This window comes from Rubripirellula obstinata (assembly GCF_001642955.1).
Taxonomy (GTDB): domain Bacteria; phylum Planctomycetota; class Planctomycetia; order Pirellulales; family Pirellulaceae; genus Rubripirellula; species Rubripirellula obstinata.
In genome coordinates this window covers 30,259-44,768 of record NZ_LWSK01000019.1, presented here as the reverse complement: position 1 = coordinate 44,768, position 14,510 = coordinate 30,259, and the positions used below count along the sequence as shown (strand labels likewise).

Sequence of the window (14,510 nt, the reverse complement as noted above, 5' to 3'; positions counted from 1 at the left end):
GCGGACTGCAATCGCAAAAGGCTAGATAGTTATGAAGTTAAAAATGATGATGGTTTGTGCAGTGCTTGGCAGCCTGCTTAGTGCAACGATGGTGCAACGGTCCGACGCGGCGGACATTCGCTACATTAGCAACGGCGACTGGGCAACTGCATCCGGCTGGCAAGGTGGCGTTATACCCGGGGTGAACGACACCGCACGAATGAATTGGGGCGGTGCCACCGTGACGGCAACAAGTACCGTTCCAAATGTTGGCAGAATTCAAATTGGCGTTGATGAAAGTGGCACGCTTGAGATCAACAGTGGTGGCGTCGTCACGACGGATAGCTCTGGTTCGCAAAATGGCAATGTCTTTGCCGGCAACAACGGTGCCGTCACGGGAACGCTTCGAGTCAACAACGGCGGAACCCTAAACGTCGAAAATATCCTCTGGGCTGCAAATGATGCCGCCGCAACGGGTGTCATCGAAATCAATAGTGGCGGCACGGCCAATGTTGGAAATCACCTTTGGTTGGGTTCGCTGGGATCAGCGACCATTAGCATTGGCGGTGTCCTTAATCAGACCGGCGGAATTCTTGGTCTCGGTACAACCAACGCGTCCACTCCATCAGGCGGAACGGCAGTGGTCAACATTCTTGATGGTGGACTCTTGGCGTTGAACAACATCGCGCCAGGTACCTCGATCCAAGCTGGGTCCAGCATCAATCTTCTCGGCACTGGGCAGTTGACCGTGCCTGGCGATCTGGTGGGAACTCTGACCGGCTACGCCGAAGCCAACCAACTCTCAGGCAATGGCGTTGCCGGCGTGTCAAATCTGCTGATTGACTTCAACACGACAAATCCAGGATTCACGACCGTTTCCGTCACTGCCATTCCTGAACCGGGCAGCGCGGCATTGCTGCTTGGCCTGGGCGTCAGCGGAATCTGCGCTCGACGTCGCAAGTCATAGCCCCAGCGGTAACGACTAACTGGAAGCATTGACGAATACACAATTGCCGCAGCGAGTCCATTGGATATCGCTGCGGCTTTTTTCGTATGAACGTGGCGATTCACAAACGTAGGCCGCATGTAGCTGGCGTTCACCAAGAAGTGTCAGTAATTCGCGGAAATCAGAGTAACTTCATCTCACCGTCCGCTGTTAGCCTTCAGACAGGAATTTAAGTAGCTTTTTGGTTTTTCGCCGAATTGTTAGCTAGCCTGACTACTTCGATGATTGGTTCAGTATTTTCACAGGGACTAAAGTATGAAGCTATTCCACCTGATCGCGTGTTTGCCCTCGGCCCTGCTTTTCTTCGCCGTAGGTTGCGGCGATGGATCAAACGGGACGACTGCAACGCAAGACGAGATGACTCGGTATCTCGAAGAGCATCCCGAAATGGCTGACCCTAATCCAAGCTACGAAAAAGATGCTGTTACGACCGACTGATAGTAAATCTTTGCGGCCTGTTTTTGATGGCTGTAGGTAGTACTTATTTGTAATTCTAAGGAGAGTGAAGATGTCAAGACATTCTAGGTCGAGAGGTTTCACCTTGGTGGAACTTCTTGTGGTGATCGCGATTATCGGAGTCCTTGTCGGACTCTTACTGCCTGCGGTCCAAGCCGCCCGTGAAGCGGCAAGGCGAATGAGTTGCAGTAACAATTTCAAACAGATTGGTTTGGGGATTCACAACTATCACTCTGCTTATCAGAGACTGCCCAAGCACGGCACCGGCACCCAGGCAACCGGCGCTGGTCCACCCAATGACGTGGGCACCGGTAACAACTGGTTGGAACTGAGCATGTTGGTTGGACTGACACCGTTCATCGAGCAACAAGCACTTTGGGAACAGATTAGCAATCCTTTTCAGAACCCAATCGGTGCTGGTGTTTTCCCCGCAATGGGACCACGCACGCTGAAAAATATCGCACACCACAACACACCTGCTTTCGGCCGGTATGACCCTTGGCTGACCGAAATTGTATCGTTCCGTTGCCCCAGCGATCCTGGCACAGGGTTACCGGCACAGGGGCGAACAAACTACGCAGCCTGCTTGGGCGATGCAATCCACCGCAGCTTTGATGCGGGCACCCGAGAAGATGGAACCTTTATCGAACCACCGTCATCTCCTTCGTCGGTTTACTCGCAGTGGGCACGTGCGTCTTGCCGCGGTGTCTTCGTTTCTCGTCGCACCGCGAAATTCCGTGACATCTTGGACGGTCTTTCCAACACCATCTGCATGGGCGAAATTACAACGGACCTGGGAGACCGTGACACCCGAACTGAACCGGCATCCGGTGGTTCGGACATCATGGTTGCCAATGGTGCACTTGCATGTAGTAACAGTGTCGATGCACTTCGGCCGCAGTTTTGGGCCGTTGCCCCTGCCCCTAATGCTGCCACGCTTGTTACCACAGCCGAGCATCGGCGCGGATTCAAGTGGGCCGACAGTCGTGCCATCCATTCCGGTGTCTTCACCATTCGTCCGCCCAACAGTGAGACTTGTCAGAATGGGGGCGGTTCCGAATTCGGGCAGGCCGAGGGCATCTATCCGCCAAGCAGCCGTCACCAAGGTGGCGTCCACATTCTGATGGCCGATGGAGCAGTGAAGTTTGTTACCGACTCAATCGAAGCCGGCAATCAAAATAGCCAGCAAGTGCGGTTCGGGAATGCTTCGTTATTCTTGCCCGGTGGAACCGCCAGTCCTTATGGGCTTTGGGGATCACTTGGGACACGGGCTAACAAAGAGATCATCGAAGGAGAGTTTTAAGCTCTTTTCAATGGTGACCCTGTGACCTGACCGCTCGGCCATTCAATGGCGCGTGGCCAGGTCTTTTTTTGTACCTCACCCAAGTATCAAACACACCGTCATGTTCATCAAAAAACAACGATCATGGTTCCTAGCTTTCTCCACCTTGGTTGCACTGTTCTGGTGCGTGATAGTGTCGGCCAACGAACATCACAGCGACGAACATCACAGCGAAGACAATCACAGCGAAGACTGGGTGCGCCTATTCGATGGACAATCGCTTGATGGCTGGGAAAAAGTCGGCAAGGACGACAGTCATTGGAACATCAATCAGGGTGTGATTGTTGGCTCAGGATCGCAATCCATGTTGGTGTCCACCGGCCAAACTTACAAGAATTTCAAATACCGCGCCGTCGTCAAAATTAACGACGGTGGGAATTCTGGTGTCTACTTCCGAACGACTCGCAAACCCAGCTTTTCGGATGGCTATGAAGCCCAAGTCGACAGCACTCATACCGATCCAATTCGTACTGGATCGTTATATGGGTTTTGTCACGTTTACCAACAACATGTCAAACCCGACACTTGGTTTACCTACGAAATTGAAGTCCGCGACGACGTTTGGCGTGGCCGTGAGATGACGCGGATCAAGATCACCGTCGACGGTAACGAATTGTACGAGTACATGGATTTCGCCAAAACGCACTCTGCGGGGCACTTTGCGTTTCAACAACATGACCCCGGCAGCACCGTGCAGATTCGCAGCGTTGAAGTCATGCCGCTGGATGATTGAATCGAAGGTTTCTCCTTAACTACAACCCGTGATTTAAAATGCAATCTTCTGATCGTCGAACATTCCTGAGCCATACAACCAAAGTTGCTGCGACGACCGCTGCTTTTGGCTTGCCCGCCAAACATGCCCAGGCGTTTGGTGGATCAAACGAGCACATGCGAATTGGATTCATTGGCCCCGGTGGTCGCGGGTTTGGTGCGCATGTGAAATCTCTGTGCAAACTTCACGCATCCGGACGAAAGGTTGAATTGGTCGGTGTCGCGGAAGTCTACAAGACTCAGCGAGACAAAGTTGCCGATCACATCAAAGACAAGACCGGTACCGCCCCAGGTCGTTACGTTGACTACAACGAGATGATCGAAAAAGAGAACCTTGACGCGGTTTGCATTGGCACTCCCGACCATTGGCACCACAAGCAAACGATCGACTCGCTTGCCGCGGGACTGAATGTCTACTGTGAAAAACCGATGACCAAAACGGTTGAAGAAGCGTTCAGTGTCGAGAGAAGCTGGAACAAAAGTGGCAAGGTCATGCAGGTCGGCGTGCAATCGACAAGCTTGCCCGTTTGGGATGAAGTGCGTGCGTTGCTGCAAGCAGGAAAGCTTGGCAAAGTCATGGGCTACCAAACCGAGTTCTTTCGCAATAGCGACATGGGCCAATGGCGATACTATCAACTGTCCCAAGACATGAAGCCATCAACGATCGACTGGGCACGATGGCTGGGAAGCAACGAAGGCTTGACTCCGGACGTGCCGTTTGATCGAGAAATCTACGCTCAGTGGCGACGATTCTGGCCCTATGGAAGCGGGATGTTCACCGACCTGTTCGTCCACCGGACCACATCGATGCTGAAAGCCACCGGGCTGCGACTGCCCGGCCGTGTTGTGGGCGCGGGAGGAATTTTCCTAGAATACGACGGGCGAGATGTACCAGATGTCGCAACGGTTGTTGCCGATTTCGACGAAGGAGTTCAGGGCTTGGTAACGGCGACCATGTGCAACGAAAAGTCTCGCATCAATCAATTGATCCGAGGACATTTTGGCACCTTCACGTTTGGTAACGGCGAAGAGTTTGACGGTTTTGATTTCATGCCTGAACGTGGTCCCGTGACGCATGTTCGTCAGAAAGCCGAGCGAATCAAAACTAAAAAGGTGGAAGACACAACGCTGGCGCACTTTGCCAACTGGCTTGACGCTTGCGAAGCCAACGAACCGATGATGTGCAACAATCCACCCGACCTGGGCGCCGCTGCGATGGCCGTGGTCAACTTGGGGGCTCAGAGTTACCGGAAAGGCAAAGTCTTTTTCCTCGATGGTGAAAAACGACAGATTTCAACGGAGGATCCTGGTTGGGCCAAGAAGTGGGAAGCACTTTCTGAATCACGGGGGCAACCCAAGCATATCCCTGGTTGGACAGCAGGCGATTACGGCAGCACCCTGGTCGACCCGTCATACATGAAATACGCGGGGCCTTGGATCGATGGAAACGATCCCGCCGATGATTAAAAGTTGTGTCGGCCGCCGCGCGACTGCTCCTGCAAACCCCACCAGAAGGCTCTCTATGTTTCGCCTCAACTTCATCGCCTTGGTTTGCTGTGCTGCATTCGCCTGCCATTTTGAAGGCTTTGCGAACGCCGACCAAGTGAAACCAAAGAATGTGTTGTTTATCGTCATTGACGACTTGCGACCTGAAGTTAACGCGTACGGGCAGGATTCGATGGTCACGCCAAACTGGGATCGGTTGGCGAAAAAAGGCGTGAAGTTCGAACGTGCTTACTGCCAGTACCCGGTATGCAACCCGAGCCGTTCGTCGATGATGACGGGCAAACGTCCCGATCAATTGGGCATTGTTTCCAACACGGTCGCTCTTCGGAAGAAGTGGCCTGATCTGACCACACTGCCGCAACTGTTTCGCGAGAACGGCTTTTACACCGCAGGGCTGGGAAAGCTGTTCCATGCGGGCCTGGATGACAACGGATCGCCAGCACTTTTTCGTGATTCGGTTTCGTTCGATTACTTCTACGACGCGCTCAGAAAGAATCCTGAAATCGGAAAACAGGGCCAAGGCCGCATCCTTGGCGATGGCAGCATTCCCTGGTGCAAATGGTTGGCAGCAGAGGGCGGTGACGAAGCACAGCCCGATGGAATGATCGCCGCCGAAGCGGTTCGAGTGCTGAAAGAACACTCAAACCAACCGTTCTTTATCGGCGTTGGTTTCCATAAACCGCATGATCCGTTCATCGCGCCCAAGGAATACTTCGATCACTATCCGATCGACGAAATCCAGCTCGCCAAGGAACCGAAGGATCGAGTGCCACTGCTGCGTCATGCGTTATCGAACAAGGACTTTTTCAATTCATTGACAGAACAAGATCAACGCGAGTTTAAGCGAGCCTACCAAGCCTGCACGACTTTTTCAGATGCCCAAGTTGGCAAGTTGTTTGACGCGATGGATCGGCTGAAGCTCTGGGACGACACGATTGTCGTGATGGTAGGCGACCATGGGTATCATCTTGGCGAACATCGATGGTGGAACAAGGTGACGGTGTTTGAACTCGGCGCTCGCGTCCCGATGATCTTGTGGGTGCCAGGCTGTGAGGGAATGGGTCAGAAAACTAATTCAGTGGTCGAACTATTGGATGTCTATCCAACGCTGTGTGACTACTTCGGCCTGACGCCACCGCACGAACATGCTGGCGATAGCTTACGCGCGGTGATCGAAACTCCTTCAGTGACGATTGAAAAACCGGCGTATACCCAAGTTGTCCGCGGTGGCGTCGGGATGGGTTACAGTGTCCGCAGTGGTGATTGGCGGTTGACCCGTTGGGGCAGGGAAGGGCAAGGCGGTTACGAACTCTACGATCACACCCAAGACCACCTCGAATACAACAACCTAGCGGATCGGCCCGAACACTTGGGAACCCGTAATCGGCTCAACGAATTGCTCGAACATGGCTTTCCCGCCTTGAAGGACTAATCTGTGCGACACCTGATTCCGCTTCTTACGACTCTTTTCCTCGCCTGTCTTTGCGACGTTGCAAAAGCCCAGAATCCTGAGCAAGCCAAGTCACCCAACATCGTTCTAATCTTGGTCGATGACATGGGCTATGGCGATCCAGGCTGCTTCAATCCGAAGTCAAAAATCGCGACGCCGAACATTGATTCACTGGCCCGCGATGGTATGCGTTTCACCGACGCCCATGCCCCCGGTCCACTTTGCCACATGTCACGCTATGGACTGATGACGGGAAAGTATCCCTTTCGTACCGACGTGACTCGTTGGCCTACCGAACCGTTGATCGCAGCAGAGCAAACGACGATTGCGACGCTGGCTAAATCGGTCGGCTACGAAACCGCGATGGTTGGAAAGTGGCACCTCGGGTTTCAGGAAGATGGCTACGATCGTCCGCTACCCGGTGGTCCCGTGGATTGCGGCTTTGACCAATTTTTCGGCATCCGAGCCTCCACTGACATTCCACCGTACTTTTACATCCGCAATGACCAAGCCGTGTCGCAGCCGACACAAACGATCACTGCGAGCCAGAGCAATGGATGGTCACCGATTCAAGGGCAGTTTTGGCGGGCCGGCGGAATTGCCGACGACCTAACACTGAAAAGTGTATTGCCTCGGTTTACCGATGAAGCCGTTGATGTCATCGAACGTCACCGGCGTGACGCGCAGTCGGTTCCGCTATTTCTTTACTTGGCCTATCCCGCGCCGCACACGCCTTGGCTTCCTTCACCAGAGTTTGTGGGCAAAAGCGAAGCCGGAATGTACGGCGATTTCATGATGATGGTGGACGCAGAAATTGGACGCGTGCTCGCAAAGCTTGACGAGGCAAAGATGACAGATGACACCCTGGTAATCTTCACTTCCGACAACGGCCCCGTTTGGTTTGATGCTGACGTGGATCGATTGGGACACGATTCAGCCGGCGGACTTCGTGGCATGAAATCCGATGCATGGGAAGCAGGACATCGAATGCCGATGATCGTGCGATACCCGGGCCAAGTCGTCTCTGGCACAACATCCAACCAGCTCGTTTGTTTCACTGATTTCTTGGCGACATTCGCAGACCTTTGGGACGCTGGCCTTGCCAAAGAAGACGGCCCCGACAGTTTTAGTTTTATCAAGGCAATGACACCGCAGGCATCTTCCGACTACCCGTCACGCAAATCACTCGTCATGCAAGCCGGCAGCGATGATCAAGTCAAGTTCATCCGCCGCGGCAAGTGGAAACTAATCACCGGTCTCGGATCAGGCGGGTTTTCCAAACCCACTCGGGTTTCGGCAAAGTCAGACGGCGTGACCGGGCAACTCTATGACCTCGAAATCGATCTAGGCGAAACCAACAATCAATTTGCGACAGAACCTGAAATTGTTGGCGACTTGCTACATGAACTCAAAGACGTCATCAATGATGGACGCCACCGAACGGCACAACCGTAGTTGGCGTCTGGCCGTCACTGATTCCACCAGGATTCAGTCGAGCTTGATCCAATGGCGGATATTGGACTCGCATTCCAAGTCAGTCATCGAATGCGTTTTGGTTTGGCTCCGGCCCCATCTCCAGTTCTAGCGTTCCGCCTTGCATCAACTGCTGGTGGGTGAAGAAGGGTGACTTCAAGGTACTGCCATTCAACTTAGCCGACTGAATGTACTTGTTGTCTGCGTTGTTGTTGACGGCCAGGACGGTGAACTTCTTTCCGTCAGCCAAGTCAATTTTAACCTTGTCAAACATGGGTCGTCCGATCGAATACGTTGGGTCACCGGGGCAGAACGAATAGAAGCCCATGGCGTTCAGAATGTACCATGCTGACATTTGGCCGCAGTCCTCATTGCCTGACAATCCATTGGGATCATTGAAGTACAGCGTGGTCAGGATCTCGTCGACCAGCTTTTGTGTTTTCCAAGGTTGACCGACATGGTTGTACATATGAGTGATGTGGTGACTCGGTTCATTGCCGTGAGCGTACTGACCGATCAGACCTGAAATATCGACGGAGCTCTCTTCCCCATCGACAGACGAATCCTCATTGAACAGCGCGTCTAGCTTTGTTTGAAAAGCAGTCTTGCCGCCCATTAAGTCGACCAAACCCGGTACATCGTGAGGCACAAACCAAGTCCATTGCCAGGCATTTCCTTCGGTATATTCATCTTTGCGATGCTGAGAAAACTTCGGGTTAAAGGGTGACTTCCATGACTTGTCTTGGTTAAGCCCTCGCATGAATCCGGTCTTGGAATCGTAGTACTGCTGATAACGCTTCGCTTGCTGACGGTACTTTGTTGCGTCATCGGTTTTCCCCAATGCTTCAGCCAGTTCTGCGATGCACCAATCGTTGTAGGCGTATTCGAGTGCTTTCGAAACCGATTCGTTCTCCAAATCACAGGGGACAAACCCTAGAGTGTCGTTGTAATGCTTGGCTTTCGGATTTAGTTTTTCCCGAACCACTTCCGATGGAAACAGGAAGTCATCCGGACAAGCGTGAGCCGATTTGATGATCGCCTCGTACGCTTTCTCGACATCGAACCTGTTGATTCCCTTTTGGTAAGCATCGACGATGACGGGGATGGCGTGATATCCGATCATGGTTCCGGTGTAGTTGCCTGCCAGTTCCCACTTGGGCAGCATCCCGCCTTGATCGTATTGAGTCAGCAGGGTGCGAATAAATTCCTCGTCCCGCTCTGGATCAATGATCGTGATCAAGGGATGAAACGCACGGAACGTGTCCCACAACGAAAACACGGTGTACATCGGACCGTCGGTTGATTGATGAATCCGTTGATCCATCCCTCGATATCGCCCGTCGCAATCGGTAAAGACGTTGGGGCTGATGGACGTGTGATAAAGGGCTGTGTAGAAAATCGTCTGATCATCGAGAGTGCCGCCACCGACTGAGATCTTGCTAAGTTGTTGTTCCCAGCTTTCACTCGCCGAACGCTGAACACCATTAAAGTCCCAGCCTGCAATTTCAGTTTCCACGTTCTTGCGAGCACCTGCATAGTCGACTGCAGAGATACCGACTTTCGCCATCACCGTGGTTTGATCGCTTGAATCGAATCGCAAAACGGCTTGAGTATTCCCGCTTGCCACTGACCAGTGTCCCGGCATTGCCTTTCCGTTTTCAAACAGCTCGCACTTGAACGGACGGTCAAACTTGGCGTGGAAATAGACATGGTGATTCGATGCCCAGCCGCGGGTTCGCTTGTAGCCTTCGATTTCGCGATCATTGATGACACGCAATTCCGTCACTGGATTGCGATGACCATGAATCGTGTGCGCAAGGTCGATCACCAGACTTGGGGCTGCGTTTTCAGGAAACGTGTAGCGATGGAAACCTGCACGCGGAGTCGCAGTTAATTCAGCTTCGATATCATCATCATTCAGGTGAACGCGGTAGTATCCAGGTTCGGCATCTTCGTCGTCGTGGCTAAACCGCGATCGGTATCCGCTATCGGGATCTTCGACTGAACCAGCCGTCGTTTGTGCATCACCGACGAATGGCATGAATAGGACATCACCCAAATCGCCAATGCCAGTACCGCTCAAATGTGTATGCGAGAAACCTAGGATCGACGAATCGCTGTAATGGTATCCTCCACAAGCATCCCAACCTTCGGTTCGCGTATCAGGGCTTAGCTGGACCATTCCGTAGGGAGTCGTCGCACCGGGGAACGTATGACCGTGGCCGCCGGTCCCGATGAATGGATTGACTTGAGAAACGCGAGTGGTTTGCGAATCACGAGTGGTTTGTGAATTAACGGCGACAGATTCTACTGCTTCGCATGGCGACACCCAGAGACTTGAAAGAGTGAAAAGCAGTAGTGAGATTGAATATAGAATCTTCAATGGTTTAGTCCTTGGTTTCGTTTAATATGACATAGGGTCAAACACGGGCTGGAAGCCTATGCCACGGCCTTGTCGATTTGGTGTATTGCGAATGCGTGAGCTCCGATGGAAATCGCCCGACTGGTGCCCAGTCGAGTAATCCCGATACCGATGCGTTTCATGGGGTCGTACGTGATCTCTTTTTTGCTACCTGGAATTGTCAGCGTCCTTGTCGCACCTTCCATGAAAACGGCTCTTTGCTGATTACATTGCAAGTTAAAAACGCGTTGCATGATTCGCGAAATTGGCTTGCCGTCATACGTTTCGATTTTGCCTTGCATTTCGTCGAGCAATGGCTGCATGAAGAGTTCGTACGCACCAGAGATACCGCCACCGATCACAACCAATCCGTCCAGCAACGTGATCGCATTGGCAAGCGCGCCGCCAACAACTTGACCCAGTTCAAGGTAGGCCTGAATCGCGGCGTGTTGATTCGTTGCTTCGCCCGTATCCTTTGCCATTGCCGCGATCTGCTGCGGTGTTGGCGAATCATCGAAAGAAATGTTGGCATGCTTGGCATAGCTACCTCGGACCGCACGAATGCAGGCACCCTCTTCGGCGAAGCACTCCGGCCGCAACCGATTGCGAAGCAACCAGACTTCACTGGCGTTGGAATTGTCGCCGATAAAAAGTTCGCCGTTGTGGACCAGACCTCCGCCCAGTCCTGTGCCCAGGGTGATTGCGAACAACGTGCGATATCGCTTCTTGCTTCCAGCGAGTTCAAGCTGCTTGTTCACATCTGGCAACAACCCAGCAATCGCTTCGCCGTAGGCAAACAGATCGCCGTCGTTGTTAATGAACGTTGGCAATCCGAACTGCCATTGAAGATAGGGCCCCAAAGCGACTCCACCGGCAAAGGCAGGCAGGTTGCCCACATTGTCGATAATGCCGCTGGGATAATCAGCAGGTCCAGGAAACGCAAAGCTGATTGCAACCGGGGGACGTGGCGACTTCTCAATCGCTTGCTCAAAACCGCTCGTGATCGTTTGCAGACTCTTGTTCAAATCCTTTGTTTCAGCAGGCAAACGCACCGGCGAGATTACCTCTCCGCTTGAATCGACGGCTGAAAAAACAAAGTTGGTGCCGCCAGCGTCCAACGTTAAAACGATCCGCTTATCTCGCATCAGGCTGTCTCCAAGGTGCCGACCGCAGGCGTCGCTTCCTGCACGCGATGGCCGATCAATCCGTAGAAAGCGATGTAGACGTAGTTCACGATGGGAACGGCAAAAGCAAGCTGAATCCCGATACGATCGGCTGCGGCCCCCATGATTAATGGAACAATCGCTCCGCCGACGATCATCATCACCAGCAGCGAAGATCCCTGTGATGTGTGCTGTTTTAAATCCTTGATCGCCAACGTGAAGATGTTGGACCACATGATTGAATTGAATAGCCCGGTGCCTAGTGCCGCCCAAAACGCTAGCGACCCACCGGTAAACGAGGCGATGCAAAGCAAGACCACCATGCTGATCGAAAACACCCATAGCACTCGAGCCGCATTTCCACGACCGGCGATGAAGGCCACAAAATTGATCGCGATCAATCCCAAGAACGGCAACACCTGCACCGGTGACAAAAAGTCCATCGCAAACGCACCTTCTTCGATGCGAATAGCAGTGACCGTATAAACGACCAGCAGAACCACGATCGCAGTGATCGCCATGTAGCCGTACTTTTGTGACTGGCTGGCCAACCCGCTTAACGAGATCGCGCCGCAGAGCCTGCCGATCATCGCACCGCCCCAGTAGTACGCCAAAAAGATGCTGGCAGTTGCTTCAGGCAATCCCATGATTGAATCGTGCATCATGAAGCTAATCAGATAACTGCCGATCGCAACTTCGCCGCCGACGTACATAAAGATTGCGATCATTCCGAATCGAAGATGCGGAAACTTCAGTGCTCCCAACGAACCGTCGCCGCCTTGATCGTTCGTATCTTCGTCATCCTTGGAAAAGCTTGGCAGATGACTTCGCCAAACAATGATTGCCAGCAGCACGAAGAGTGAGCCATAAATCAAGTACGGCAGTTTTATTGAATCGATCGTGACTTCGCCGCCGGGTGCAAAGACTTTGTAAAGCAGCAAGCCGCCAGCGATCGGCGCGATTGTCGTACCGAGTGAATTCACACCCTGCGCAAGGTTCAGACGACTGGATGCCGTTTCCGGTTTACCCAAAATTGCTGCGTAAGGATTCGCAGCGATCTGCAACAGCGTCACACCGGTCGCCAACAGGAACAGCGCCGCCAAAAAGAACGGATAAGACCGAAATTCAGCCGCAGGAAAGAACATCGCGCAGCCAGCTCCGCAAATCAACAACGCGATAATGATGCTAAGCTTATATCCAATTCGGTTGATCGGATCGCCTTTGGAAAGCGACACGAAGTAATACACCAGCGATACGAAAAAGAACGCTCCGAAGAAGGCAAACTGCACCAACCCGGCTTGGAAGTAGCTCAGTTCAAAACTTTCCTTCAAGTAAGGGATCAACACATCGTTCATCACCGTGATGAATCCCCATAGGAAAAACAGCAGCGTGATCGTGATGAAAGGACGCCGGTAATCCGGTGTCGCTGATTGAGTGGTTGTGTTTTCCATGTTTGCCTTATCTCTGATAGGGAAATAGCCGGTAAATGCAATCGGTTACGATTTCGCCGTCCGGTTTCCCATAGGTAGGAAAGAAATCCAATTTCTAAGCCGAGTAACTAAAAAATGGGTGGTGCTATGTGCCTGGTGTCACGAGTCGCCCACTACCTCCCAACCAGGATTCCCCATGCACAGGCCCCTCCTTTCGTTCCTGCCCCTGTTACTCATGGGCGGATTTTCCCTCGCCGATGACACAAACAACCGCAACGACGTGGTTGATCGATCCACGCTGACTGGGAAAGTCATGTGCGGCTACCAGGGTTGGTTCAACTGCCCCGGCGATGGTGCCGATTTGGGCTGGATCCACTGGTCGCGAAACCAACCACCTGGACCTGGCAACGTGACGGTCGACATGTGGCCCGATTTGACTGAATACGATGACGACGAACTCTATGAAACCAAGTTCAAACACGCCGACGGACGGACGGCGGAGGTGTTCAGTAGTGCGAATGAAAAAACGGTTCTAAGACACTTCCAATGGATGCAGCAATATGGAATTGATGGTGCCTTCGTTCAACGATTTGCGAATGGACTAAAAAACCCCAAACATCGCGCTCACAAAAACAGCGTCCTCGCCAACGCGGCCAAAGGCGCCAACCAACACGGTCGAACGTTCGCAGTGATGTACGATTTGTCGGGGATAAAATCTGATGACGCAAATTTGGTTCAGCGAGATTGGCTGGCCCTTCAAAAACAGCAAGCAATCGCGGGCAACGAAGCTTACCTGCATCACGACGGTAAACCGGTCGTATCGATTTGGGGAATCGGATTTAACGACGGTCGCAAGTATTCGCTGGAGTACTGTCACAACCTGATCAAATGGTTCAAATCACAAGGTTGCACTGTGATGATTGGCATTCCAACTTACTGGCGAACGCAAACACGCGACACGATGGAAGACGAAGCACTGCACGAAACGATTGCCTCGGCCGACATTGTTTCGCCATGGACGGTAGGTCGTTACCGAACTCCGAAACAAGCACGCCGGCATGCGACCGAAGTTTCAGCAAAAGATCTAGCTTGGTGCAAGAAGCGAAACCTAGACTACTTGCCCGTCGTTTTCCCAGGTTTCAGTTGGTACAACCTAAAGGGAAATCAGGACGCCGCGATCCCGCGTTTGAAAGGTGAGTTTCTGTGGTCACAGATCAGCAGTGCCAAAAAGATCGGCTGTGACATGATCTACGTCGCGATGTTTGACGAAGTGGACGAAGGCACAGCCATCTTTAAATGCACCGACGATCCACCCGTCAATGATGGTGCCAAGTTTATCGGGATCGAAGGCGTACCGACTGACCACTATCTAAAAATCGTCGGTGCGGCAGGGAAGTTGTTGCGTGGCGAAATTCCCTTGACCGAAAGTTTGCCGGTCCTGGATTGAATTTGAAGAAAGGTAGAAAAAAGTAGGCCGTAGCGAGCTTTAGCGAGTTACGGCAACATGCCCAATGCCCTAACTCGCTGGAAGCT

At 52.6% G+C, this 14,510-nt stretch carries 11 protein-coding genes; 8 read left to right on the top strand and 3 right to left on the bottom strand.

All coding sequences use genetic code 11. From position 1 onward, the window contains the following. Window positions 1-31 precede the first annotated feature (31 nt). From RC85_RS07880 to RC85_RS07850, 7 genes are all read left to right on the top strand, one after another. Window positions 32-946, top strand: a complete 915-nt coding sequence (locus RC85_RS07880) for a PEP-CTERM sorting domain-containing protein (RefSeq protein ID WP_068260818.1) — start codon at window positions 32-34, stop codon at window positions 944-946. Between the two features lie 294 nt (window positions 947-1,240). Further along, window positions 1,241-1,423, top strand: a complete 183-nt coding sequence (locus tag RC85_RS07875) for a hypothetical protein (RefSeq protein WP_068260816.1) — start codon at window positions 1,241-1,243, stop codon at window positions 1,421-1,423. 70 nt (window positions 1,424-1,493) lie between these two features. After that, entirely contained in the window at window positions 1,494-2,744 is a 1,251-nt protein-coding gene (locus RC85_RS07870) for a DUF1559 domain-containing protein (protein ID WP_068260814.1), read from the top strand. 100 nt (window positions 2,745-2,844) lie between these two features. After that, the gene (locus RC85_RS07865; protein WP_068260810.1) at window positions 2,845-3,516 is read left to right on the top strand and encodes a 3-keto-disaccharide hydrolase; all 672 of its coding nucleotides are present in this window, start codon (window positions 2,845-2,847) and stop codon (window positions 3,514-3,516) included. Window positions 3,517-3,554: 38 nt separating this feature from the next. Beyond that, complete coding sequence (locus RC85_RS07860) at window positions 3,555-5,021, top strand: Gfo/Idh/MocA family protein (protein ID WP_068260807.1); 1,467 nt, start codon at window positions 3,555-3,557, stop codon at window positions 5,019-5,021. Between the two features lie 55 nt (window positions 5,022-5,076). Next, complete coding sequence (locus tag RC85_RS07855) at window positions 5,077-6,492, top strand: sulfatase (RefSeq protein ID WP_068260804.1); 1,416 nt, start codon at window positions 5,077-5,079, stop codon at window positions 6,490-6,492. A gap of 3 nt (window positions 6,493-6,495) precedes the next feature. Further along, a complete protein-coding gene (locus RC85_RS07850; RefSeq protein WP_235033304.1) occupies window positions 6,496-7,965 on the top strand; it encodes a sulfatase family protein in 1,470 nt (489 codons plus the stop codon). A 79-nt stretch (window positions 7,966-8,044) separates the two neighbouring features. Here RC85_RS07850 and RC85_RS07845 read toward each other — a convergent pair whose 3' ends face one another. The 3 genes from RC85_RS07845 to RC85_RS07835 are packed head-to-tail and all read right to left on the bottom strand — an operon-like array spanning window position 8,045 to window position 12,998. Continuing rightward, entirely contained in the window at window positions 8,045-10,366 is a 2,322-nt protein-coding gene (locus RC85_RS07845; RefSeq protein WP_149752788.1) for a GH92 family glycosyl hydrolase, read from the bottom strand. A gap of 56 nt (window positions 10,367-10,422) precedes the next feature. Beyond that, entirely contained in the window at window positions 10,423-11,529 is a 1,107-nt protein-coding gene (locus RC85_RS07840; RefSeq protein WP_068260803.1) for an ROK family protein, read from the bottom strand. Continuing rightward, window positions 11,529-12,998: a sugar MFS transporter gene (locus RC85_RS07835; RefSeq protein WP_068260802.1), complete on the bottom strand. Its 1,470-nt coding sequence runs from the start codon at window positions 12,996-12,998 to the stop codon at window positions 11,529-11,531. Before RC85_RS07835 ends, RC85_RS07840 begins: the two co-directional genes overlap by 1 nt. A 259-nt stretch (window positions 12,999-13,257) precedes the next feature. On the opposite strand from RC85_RS07835, the gene RC85_RS07830 reads away from it, so the two are divergent. Then, window positions 13,258-14,424: a glycoside hydrolase family 99 protein gene (locus RC85_RS07830; protein ID WP_238383104.1), complete on the top strand. Its 1,167-nt coding sequence runs from the start codon at window positions 13,258-13,260 to the stop codon at window positions 14,422-14,424. Window positions 14,425-14,510: the final 86 nt, after the last annotated feature.

What these genes read in the sequence shown, in the direction of transcription:
- RC85_RS07880 (WP_068260818.1), top strand. Translation starts at nt 32, where the DNA reads ATGAAGTTAAAAATGATGATGGTTTGTGCAGTGCTTGGCAGCCTGCTT.
- RC85_RS07875 (WP_068260816.1), top strand. Translation starts at nt 1,241, where the DNA reads ATGAAGCTATTCCACCTGATCGCGTGTTTGCCCTCGGCCCTGCTTTTC.
- RC85_RS07870 (WP_068260814.1), top strand. Translation starts at nt 1,494, where the DNA reads ATGTCAAGACATTCTAGGTCGAGAGGTTTCACCTTGGTGGAACTTCTT.
- RC85_RS07865 (WP_068260810.1), top strand. Translation starts at nt 2,845, where the DNA reads ATGTTCATCAAAAAACAACGATCATGGTTCCTAGCTTTCTCCACCTTG.
- RC85_RS07860 (WP_068260807.1), top strand. Translation starts at nt 3,555, where the DNA reads ATGCAATCTTCTGATCGTCGAACATTCCTGAGCCATACAACCAAAGTT.
- RC85_RS07855 (WP_068260804.1), top strand. Translation starts at nt 5,077, where the DNA reads ATGTTTCGCCTCAACTTCATCGCCTTGGTTTGCTGTGCTGCATTCGCC.
- RC85_RS07840 (WP_068260803.1), bottom strand. Translation starts at nt 11,529, where the DNA reads ATGCGAGATAAGCGGATCGTTTTAACGTTGGACGCTGGCGGCACCAAC.
- RC85_RS07835 (WP_068260802.1), bottom strand. Translation starts at nt 12,998, where the DNA reads ATGGAAAACACAACCACTCAATCAGCGACACCGGATTACCGGCGTCCT.